At 52.3% G+C, this 8,804-nt stretch carries 10 protein-coding genes and 1 riboswitch; of the genes, 6 read left to right on the top strand and 4 right to left on the bottom strand.

What is annotated here, in order from left to right; all coding sequences use genetic code 11:
* A partial coding sequence (locus tag PHV74_13090; GenBank protein ID MDD5095294.1) for a transposase occupies positions 1-335 on the top strand: 335 nt, incomplete at its 5' end.
* Between the two features lie 209 nt (positions 336-544).
* Here the strand turns inward: PHV74_13090 and PHV74_13085 are convergent.
* From PHV74_13085 to PHV74_13075, 3 genes are all read right to left on the bottom strand, one after another.
* Positions 545-982, bottom strand: coding sequence for a hypothetical protein (locus tag PHV74_13085; protein MDD5095293.1), 438 nt, complete (start codon positions 980-982; stop codon positions 545-547).
* A gap of 58 nt (positions 983-1,040) precedes the next feature.
* Positions 1,041-1,661: a HEAT repeat domain-containing protein gene (locus tag PHV74_13080; GenBank protein ID MDD5095292.1), complete on the bottom strand. Its 621-nt coding sequence runs from the start codon at positions 1,659-1,661 to the stop codon at positions 1,041-1,043.
* Between the two features lie 162 nt (positions 1,662-1,823).
* On the bottom strand, positions 1,824-2,633 hold the full coding sequence (locus tag PHV74_13075) for a TatD family hydrolase (GenBank protein ID MDD5095291.1): 810 nt from the start codon (positions 2,631-2,633) through the stop codon (positions 1,824-1,826).
* Between the two features lie 192 nt (positions 2,634-2,825).
* Here PHV74_13075 and PHV74_13070 point away from each other — a divergent pair, with 192 nt between their 5' ends.
* From PHV74_13070 to PHV74_13050, 5 genes are all read left to right on the top strand, one after another.
* Positions 2,826-4,028, top strand: coding sequence for an argininosuccinate synthase (locus PHV74_13070; protein MDD5095290.1), 1,203 nt, complete (start codon positions 2,826-2,828; stop codon positions 4,026-4,028).
* 68 nt (positions 4,029-4,096) lie between these two features.
* Positions 4,097-4,546: a hypothetical protein gene (locus tag PHV74_13065; protein MDD5095289.1), complete on the top strand. Its 450-nt coding sequence runs from the start codon at positions 4,097-4,099 to the stop codon at positions 4,544-4,546.
* 99 nt (positions 4,547-4,645) lie between these two features.
* Positions 4,646-4,785: riboswitch (molybdenum cofactor riboswitch) on the top strand.
* A gap of 110 nt (positions 4,786-4,895) precedes the next feature.
* On the top strand, positions 4,896-5,795 hold the full coding sequence (locus PHV74_13060; protein MDD5095288.1) for a substrate-binding domain-containing protein: 900 nt from the start codon (positions 4,896-4,898) through the stop codon (positions 5,793-5,795).
* Positions 5,796-5,921: 126 nt separating this feature from the next.
* Positions 5,922-6,602 (top strand): ABC transporter permease, encoded by a 681-nt coding sequence (locus tag PHV74_13055; GenBank protein MDD5095287.1) that lies wholly within the window; start codon positions 5,922-5,924, stop codon positions 6,600-6,602.
* Positions 6,581-7,657, top strand: a complete 1,077-nt coding sequence (locus PHV74_13050; protein ID MDD5095286.1) for an ABC transporter ATP-binding protein — start codon at positions 6,581-6,583, stop codon at positions 7,655-7,657. The genes PHV74_13055 and PHV74_13050 overlap by 22 nt, the downstream gene beginning before the upstream one ends.
* Positions 7,658-7,954: 297 nt before the next feature.
* Here PHV74_13050 and PHV74_13045 read toward each other — a convergent pair whose 3' ends face one another.
* Complete coding sequence (locus PHV74_13045; GenBank protein MDD5095285.1) at positions 7,955-8,725, bottom strand: hypothetical protein; 771 nt, start codon at positions 8,723-8,725, stop codon at positions 7,955-7,957.
* Positions 8,726-8,804 lie beyond the last annotated feature (79 nt).

Genomic DNA, 8,804 nt, shown 5'->3' with positions numbered 1-8,804 from the left:
ATCTGCTTCATGGAGAAGAAAAGTCTGTTTATGGAGACAAGGCTTATTCCAATACCGGAAAGAGTCAGGAGTTTGAATCCCAGGGAATCGAGTGGCATATTGATCGTAAAGGAAGTGCCGGTCATCCCTTGACTCAAGAAGACAAAGACTGGAATCATGAGCAACATCGGACACGGGCGAAAGGAGAACATGCCTTCCTGGTGGTCAAACATCTGTGGGGTTATCGGAAGGTGAGATACAATGGTCTGGCAAAAAATGCGGCTCAAGTGTTCAGCCTATTCGCTCTGGCCAACTTATACATGGTTCGCAAGGACTTGCTGATGATTAGGGCGTAGTCTGCCCAAGCAGACAGGATTTCCCCTGAAAAGGGGTTGTTCAGAGAGCGGAACCACGGAAAACCACACTCCGACGTTATTTTATGGCGGGAATTCCGCTGAATTTATTCTTTGACCGACTTGATCAGAGCTTTCCTAACTAGCAGTTGGCGGCCGCAGAATCAATGATTCTGCGGCCGCCCCTTCCACTCCAAAACCTAGAAAAACACTTATCCCAGCCGGGTTGTCTCATCCTGGATTAACGCCAGCTTCGCCTTCACCAGTTTCTGATACTTTTGCTGCAGTTTTGCGGCATCTCCCGCCGCCGCAGCCTTTAGCATGTCGCCCTCTATCTCCGCCACCTCCAGCCGTTTGTAGTAATCCAGCGACTCCTTGAAGTGGGCCAGCACAATCTTGCCGGTGAGCAGCGGATGATTATTGGTCACGTTGCAGTCATTGAAGGCCACCCCGTGCTCCAACTCCACTTCGAGGCCTTGCCGGAAGTCTTCGACCCCAAATTCCGGGTTTTTCACTTCCAGCGCAGCCAGAACGATGCGGGCTTCCTCCACCTTTACCTCGGGTTTCTTCAAAGCGGTCCAGTCCCGAATGCCCAATTCTTTGCACACCTTTTTGACTTCACTGACCGGGATATAGTCGGGAATTTTCATGTCTGCCTCCTTCTCAATTCGCCTCGCACCAGACTTATGTAAACCTATTTACCTTCAGTCAATGGGTGCCATTCTCTGTTTCCGGTTCGGCCTTCTCCCTGGCCTCCTGCTCTTCCCGGATGGCTTGGACCTCAATTGGCTTCAGCGCCTCCAGAACCTTTCGACCTACCAGCGGGATTTCTACTGCGGCTTCGATCCCTTTGAGCGAAGTCAGTATCGGCCCTAAGGGTTCCTGGAATCGCCCTCTGGCCAGATCATGCAAAACATGATGCGCCCCATCGCGCATCCAGATGGCATCGGCATGATCGATCAGCGACTCGATCACCGGGATAATGGATCTCCATCCGATCCGGATCAGCCCTTTTGCTGCCAACCAGCGAACATCGAATACCTTATCGCGTAGGGCTTCCACCAAAACCGGAACTGCCGCTGCATCAGCGATCTCTCCCAGTGCGTTGGCAACTTCCCACCGAGCCCATTCTCGCTTGTTCTGCATGGCTTCTACGAGATAAGGAACAGCCGGACTACCAATATCCACTAGCTCCAGGCGGGCCTTCTGACGCTTAAGCCCGTCTCTTTCCGAGGTCATTGCTGTGATGAGGGCCTGGATGGCGACAGCATCCACCGGTTTGGATTTCGGCACCGGATTCGATTGGGGAACACCATTCGTTTCACTCATGATGGCCTCCTCATCTTCCCCGGAAGCGGCCGTTAGCTAGCTGCTTCCTCAATCCAGAGTGTTCACAGTCTGACTCAGCCCCCTAACCCCCACTCGTTGGGGGAGTTGTTAAATTTGGGGGGACACCCCCAAACCCCCGGAAGGAGGAATCCTTCACCTCTTTTAGGACAGTTTGCTATCAGAAAACCGAAACAACCTAATGGCATTTTGTGTAGTCCGCTCAGCGATGGTTTGAGGCAGAACACTTCTGATGGCAGCAATTTTATCAACGGTGCCCGGCAAATAGGAAGGCTCATTTCTTTTCCCCCGATAAGCCTGCGGCGGAAGAAAAGGGCAATCGGTTTCCACCAGGAGCCGATCAGCCGGTATGGAACGGACTACATCGTGTAATCCAAGTGAGGTGGGATAACCGATGTAGGCTCCAATGGCGATGCAGAACCCCATGTCCAGGTATTTTTGAACCGTCTCGGCATTGCCGTTAAAGCAGTGAATCACACCAACAGTCCCTGGATTTGCGGACTGGTGGCTTTTGATCCAGTTGCTCAGTATTGCTGTCATGTCTGTGGCCGCCTCGCGGCAATGGATGACAATCGGCAAAGAGAGTCTGTCTGCCAGCTCCAATTGCCACTCAAGTGCACGGACTTGGACTTCTTTGGGTGACTTGTTTCTATAAAAGTCCAGTCCCATCTCCCCAATGGCAACCACTCTGGGATGGTGCGCCATTTCAGCCATGCGTTCGATATCGTCAGGCTGCATTTGGGAGGCATCGTGAGGGTGAAACCCGACGGTGGCAAAAACATCTTGATGAGCCTCGGCCAATTCAATGGCTTTCCGGCTCGATTCCAGATCGATTCCGATGGTCACGATCCGGGTGATGCCGGCTTTTCGCGCCCGGTCAATGATTTCAGCACGATCCTTATCGAAAGGCTTCATATCCAGATGGGCATGGGTATCGATAATGGGCAAAGTCATAGAGGGCTCCAAATGAGTGATCAGGCTTCGGTAAAAGAATGATAGCCGATCCAGGGCCAAATGGCCATACCCGGGAATTCAAAGAGGAAACCCGTTTGGGCATGCTTCTCGATCCTGGTTTTCGAGCAGGGCCGATATTGCTGTGAGCCACTTCGAATGTTAGAATGAACTGGAACGGTTTTTAGGGGGTTTATGGTGGTAAAGAAATTGGTGCTGGCTTACAGCGGCGGACTGGATACTTCAGTGGCTATCCGGTGGATAGAAGAGAAATACGGCTATAACGTCATTGCTCTGGCGCTGGATATCGGGATGGAAAAAGACTACCCTTCGATTCAGCAAAGGGCGCTTGATGTGGGTGCTGTGAAATCGCTGGTGGTTGATGTTAGGGATCTTTTCGTCAGCGATTTCGTTTTCCCGGCCCTCCAGGCCAATGCAATCTATGAAGGCCAGTATCCACTGGCTACGGCTCTGGCGCGTCCTCTGATCGCCAAGCTGTTGGTCGATACCGCTCACGAGGAGAAGGCCACGGCTGTTGGTCATGGGTGCACCGGCAAAGGAAATGATCAGGTCCGGTTCGATGTCAGCGTCGCAGCGCTCGATCCCAAGCTCAAAATCATTGCTCCGGCCCGGGAGTGGGGAATGACGCGCGAGGAAGAGATCGCCTACGCCAAAAAGAACAATATCCCCGTTCCTGTCACCGTCAAAAGCCCCTATTCCACGGACGAGAATCTCTGGGGCAGGAGCATCGAATGCGGCGTTCTGGAAGACCCGTGGGTTGAGCCACCGGAAGATATCTACAAATATACAAAGTCGCCTCAGGATGCTCCCGATGAGCCCGCCTATATTGAAATCGGGTTTGAAAAAGGAGTGCCGGTCAGTCTCAACGGGAAGAAGACCAAGGGCGTGGCATTGATCGATAAGGTGGCGGAACTGGCGGGTAAACATGGGGTCGGGAGAATCGATCATGTGGAAAATCGCCGGGTGGGAATAAAATCCCGCGAAATCTATGAGGCCCCGGCGGCTGTAGTGCTGCTGAAGGCGCACCAGTCATTGGAAGCTCTGACCCTTTCCAGAGATCAAGTGCGATTTAAGGAAAAGGTGACTCAGAAGTATGCCGACCTTGTTTACGATGGGTTGTGGTTCACCTCTCTTAAACAGGACCTCGATGCCTATGTGAAAAGTTCACAGCGCTTTGTTACGGGTACCGTCAGAGTTAAGCTGTTCAAGGGGAACTGCGTGGTGGTCGGACGGAAATCACCGTATTCTCTTTACGATGTGAGCCTGGCTACATACGACGAGGGCGATAAGTTTGATCAAAGCGCCGCCCTGGGTTTCATTCACATTTGGGGGCTCCCGGTGATAACTCAATCCCAAGCCCAGCCGGAAGAAAGGTAGGGGCATATCGAGATATGCCCTCGCGGTTTTTGCAATTCTAGTACCGGAAAACTTCGAGGAGGATTAGTATGGCAGATAGAGTACTTGCAGATCGTCTGATGGATCTATGCGAAAAACACGCTCACAAGATAGCGGACCAATGGTACAAGTCCTTAAGCACAAACGAGAGGACCCCTTCCTTTGCTGCTCTCTCCAAGGAAGCCTGTGTTCATCACGCTGTGCTGTTCTACAAGAATCTGGAGCGGATGTATTTTTCCAAGAATCCTTATGACGAAGTAGCGCACGTTCTGGATATTGCCGGATTTGCAGAATATGTTCATGCAAAGGGTGTTCCCCTATCAGAGGCAATCTATGCCCTTGTCCTGATAAGAAGACACATCTGGCTCTATGCGGAATCGCAAGCGTTGTTCACCTCTCCTGAGGATACGTACCAGGCGTTGCAGAGCACCAACCGGGTGTTACTCCTGTCCGATTTCGCTGTGCACTTCGTGGCAAAGAGATACGAGGAAATGTCCTGAATCGAGTCTTGATCGTTTTCAATGTTTCTTTTGATGGAAAGGACTCAGGGAGGATGTTGACCGGCCTTTCCGGAAGCTAGTATAATGCGGTTGTAAAAACTGAATATCGCTCTTCGATCTGTGCGGCCTAATTCCTCGAAAAAAGGAGATGGCACACAGACGGCGGACGCAAATCCCGAGGGTGTGAGTAGAAATGCTCACACCTCCCGTGATCGGAAAGGAGAGAAATGGGATCGGAAGATCGCCAGAAGAGCGCCTTTGTTCATGGGGCGCTTTTCTTTTGTCAACGAGCCCCGCCGGTAGACTTGTCAATTAACGGTTAAGTCAAATATCATTAAGGAGTCAAGTAATGAAGAAGAATCTCTTATCGATTTTACTGATACTGGTTCTGGCCATCTCCATGATCGGCTGGATGGCCGCCTGCGATGATGACGACGAGGCAACCTCGCCTGAATCCGCCAGCTTCCCGGTCATCCCCGGGAAAGGCCGTTTGAAAGTGGCCACTACCACCAGCCTCTACGATACCGGCCTCTGGGGATACCTTGAACCGATGTTCGAGAAGAAGTACGGTGTCGAATTGGATATTATCAATGTCGGGTCTGGCATTGCCCTCAAATATGGTGAGAACGGTGACGTGGATGTCTTGACCGTTCATGACAAAGCTGCAGAGGAGAAGTTTATTGCGGATGGCTTTGGCACCGAGAGGACCCTATTTGCCTACAACCATTTCGTGATCGTCGGCCCAGCGAGCGACCCGGCAGGCATCAAGGGAATGTCGCCGGAAGATGCCTTTACAAAGCTGTTCAATGACGCGAGTGCGGAATTCATTTCCCGGAGCGATAGCTCGGGCACTCATTCCAAAGAAAAGGCGATATGGAAGGCAGCCGGATTTGATTACGCCACGCAAGTTCAAAAGGCTGGAAAATGGTATGTGGAAGCAGGACAGGGGATGGGTCCCACACTGATCATGGCCAATGAAAAACAGGGCTATACCCTCTCTGATATCGGGACCTACCTCGCTTTCAAGGGAAAGACCGATCTGGTGCCGGTTGTCGATCAGGGCAGCATCCTGCTCAACATCTACTCGGTTATTCCTACCACCAAGACCAAGAAGACGGAGATGGTTCGGAATATGGTCACCTTCCTGACCTCTCCCGAGGTACAGAAAATCATCGGCGACTATGGCGTGGCGGATTACGGACAGCAGTTGTTCACCCCCTGCGCCGGGCAGCCCGAACCGACATCCTAAAAAGAGCCTGGCTAATGGGTAGCTTGACCGGATGTCGGTCGGTCAAGCTACCCGAACGATAGATAGCCGAAGAAAGGTATTTGATTGGGCGCACTCTGGGACGCAATCGTAGAAGCAATCCGTCTGTTGGCATCTTTGGATCCGGATGTCTATAAGATCGCCTGGCGGTCGCTGTGGATCGCGCTAACCTCCAGCGCCATCGCTTTCTTTTTTATTGCTCTTCCTTTTGGCAGCCTGATTCATTTCAATAACTTCCCCGGAAAAACGGCCCTGATTACGCTGATACAAACCCTTTTCAGTCTGCCCACCGTGGCCGTTGGGCTTATTGTATGGGTGGTCTTTACCCGATCCGGACCGTTGGGGTCTCTAGATTTGATGTTCACCCCCAAGATCATGGTGATCGGCCAGGCCATCCTGGTAACTCCGGTGATGCTGGGCCTGGTCATCTCCGCCCTCAGAGGAGTGGATAAAGCCGTACCGGAAACAGCCGCGGCTTTAGGAGCCAATAGCCTCCAATCATCCATTATCACCATCAGGGAAGCCCAGTTCGGCATCATGACGGCGCTGGTGCTTGGATTCGGACGGGCAGTCTCCGAAGTGGGAGTGGCGATGATGGTCGGCGGCAACATCGACGGATATACCCGGACTCTCACCACGGCGATCACACTGGAGACATCAAGGGCAGAGACAGAGCTTGCTCTGGCGCTGGGATTCATCCTGATTTTCATTGCCGTGTTTGTGAATGTGGGATTGCTTTTGATCAGCAAGAGAAGAGGACCTATCGGATGGCTCTTATCGAACTCGTGAACTTAGGACAGAGATTTCAAAAGAAGGTCATTCTGAAAGACATCTCCTTCAAAATCGAGCGAGGTGAAGCTTTTGCGTTGATCGGCCCCACAGGCTCCGGCAAGACCACCCTCATCCGAGTGATGGATCTTCTTGATCACCCGGCAGGTGGCAAAATCTATTTCGACGGGACCGACGTGACTCGCTCGAGAGGCAACCGGCTTGCCGCGCGCAGGCGGATGGCTTATGTTCAGCAGAAGCCCATCGTCTTCAGCATGACCGTCCAAGATAATGTCGCCTGCGGACTGAAATGGCGGCATAGAAGCAGAGAGTCCATCAGAGGAAGGGTGGATGAGGTTCTGGAGATGGTCGGCATGGCTGATTACCGCGAAAGGGATGCCAAGACACTTTCCGGCGGGGAGACCCAGCGAATCGCCATTGCCCGGGCATTGATCACAGATCCGGAACTGCTCCTTCTGGACGAGCCTACGGCCAACCTGGATCCTAGCTCGACCTCTAAGATCGAGGAGGTGCTGGAGCGAATCATTCGAGCCAGGAGAACCACCGTGTTGATGGCTACCCATGATATGTCGCAAGGGCAGCGATTGGCCCAAACGATGGGTGTTTTGATGAATGGCGAACTGGCCCAGATCGGCACTAAAGAAGAGATATTCGAGAAGCCGCTCAATCTGAAAGTGGCCGGATTTGTGGGGATGCAGAACATCCTCAAAGGGATCATCCATTCAAGTGAAGAGGGGATTGCCGGCATCGATGTGAAAGGCAAGTTGCTGGAGGCCATAACCGATTACCCATCCGGGGAAGCGGTTTGCGTGTGCATCCGGCCTGAGGATGTTACCCTCTCCTTCACCAAACCCTCCAGCAGCGCCAGGAACGCGTTCGAGGGAGAGATTCGATCGATCATCTCGGCAGGACCCATTGCCAATGTTGAACTGGACTGCGGTTTTCCCCTGGTGGCTCTGATGACCGTCCGATCGGCCAAAGAGATGGAACTGGGCATCGGCAAGCGCCTTTACGCCTCCTTCAAGGCCATCGCTGTGCATGTGGTCAAGACGTAGGATTCGTAGGGGCACCTCTCGTGGGTACCCTCAAAAAAGGGTAGGCATGAAACCTGCCCCTACTTGGCGGCAACCGCTACGGAAGGACAAAAGATAGAAGGCGTCTTGATCGATTGCCCAAGCAGTATATCAATTTGTGCACATAAAGCCAGTGTTCAGGCACCCCTCGGTAAGAGACGAGCCATGCCTTTACGCCCGGAGGCTTTAGCCCATTCTAGCAGATGACTTCCGGGTAACCCAGCCGCTTATCAGGCACGATGTTGATCGTGAGGGCGAGTTAAGAACCCACGGAAAGGGCTAATCCGAATCTTGAGTCAAACGCATGAAGCTCCTTGTATCGAGGTTCACCTGGGCGCCCCAGAATTCATTGGTTTCTTCAATATACATCATCGCGAAGCCGACATTCACAGCATCATCTTCGTCATTACTGCGTCCCAGGAAGACGATCTCCGCGCCCCTGTTCAATAGCTCGATCACCTCAGGTTGGGATTCGATAACGGCCATCACCGTTTCCTTTTCACTTGTGGAAAGGTGCAGCTCCTGAGGGAATTCAAAGTGATCGGCGAGTTGCCCCGATTCGATATTGATTCCGGCAACGAGCATATCGTCATCAAGGATAAGATACACCGAAACGTATGATGACGTGACTCTATTTCCGACGATGCCGCCGTCCTCTGAGAGAGAATATTCGACGCCGTGGTGAATGAAAACGTATGACTTGGCACCTTGGCTGATCCATTCAGCTATTTGATCGAGTGTTGGCAGAATATCCAATGTATCCTGGCGAGCTTGCTCATCCGCTTCTATGGGGTTGGATCGGATAGGGATATCCATGCTCGATGAATACGGCTGCCAACTCAAACCCTCTTCGATCAGATCAATGCTGACGTACCAGACATCGTCCCCTTGCTTCAATAGAGCTCGGGCATGTACCAGCGAAGAGACGGCGATAGTTTCCCCTGCCTCTGATTCCAGGTAGGTGTCTTCAGGAGTAACCCAGATTTCATCTTCCAGAACAATGAATGGCGTCCCTGCAAAAAGCCGGTATCGGAATTCTGATTGAGTCACCCTGATATTATGCTGCGAAGTTTAAAGTCTGAGTGAATCGGCTGGCGGGTCGAATTTAGCGCCAAAACAAGCGCCAACA

Source organism: Dehalococcoidia bacterium (assembly GCA_028711995.1).
In the GTDB taxonomy this organism is placed as follows: domain Bacteria; phylum Chloroflexota; class Dehalococcoidia; order SZUA-161; family SpSt-899; genus JAQTRE01.
Note: the sequence above shows the minus strand (reverse complement) of the source record. Positions and strands in the feature narration are given on the sequence as shown.

Coding starts and splice junctions, on each gene's coding strand:
- PHV74_13085 (MDD5095293.1), bottom strand. CDS start 982: ATGAAAATTCCCGACTATATCCCGGTCAGTGAAGTCAAAAAGGTGTGC.
- PHV74_13080 (MDD5095292.1), bottom strand. CDS start 1,661: ATGAGTGAAACGAATGGTGTTCCCCAATCGAATCCGGTGCCGAAATCC.
- PHV74_13075 (MDD5095291.1), bottom strand. CDS start 2,633: ATGACTTTGCCCATTATCGATACCCATGCCCATCTGGATATGAAGCCT.
- PHV74_13070 (MDD5095290.1), top strand. CDS start 2,826: ATGGTGGTAAAGAAATTGGTGCTGGCTTACAGCGGCGGACTGGATACT.
- PHV74_13065 (MDD5095289.1), top strand. CDS start 4,097: ATGGCAGATAGAGTACTTGCAGATCGTCTGATGGATCTATGCGAAAAA.
- PHV74_13060 (MDD5095288.1), top strand. CDS start 4,896: ATGAAGAAGAATCTCTTATCGATTTTACTGATACTGGTTCTGGCCATC.
- PHV74_13050 (MDD5095286.1), top strand. CDS start 6,581: ATGGCTCTTATCGAACTCGTGAACTTAGGACAGAGATTTCAAAAGAAG.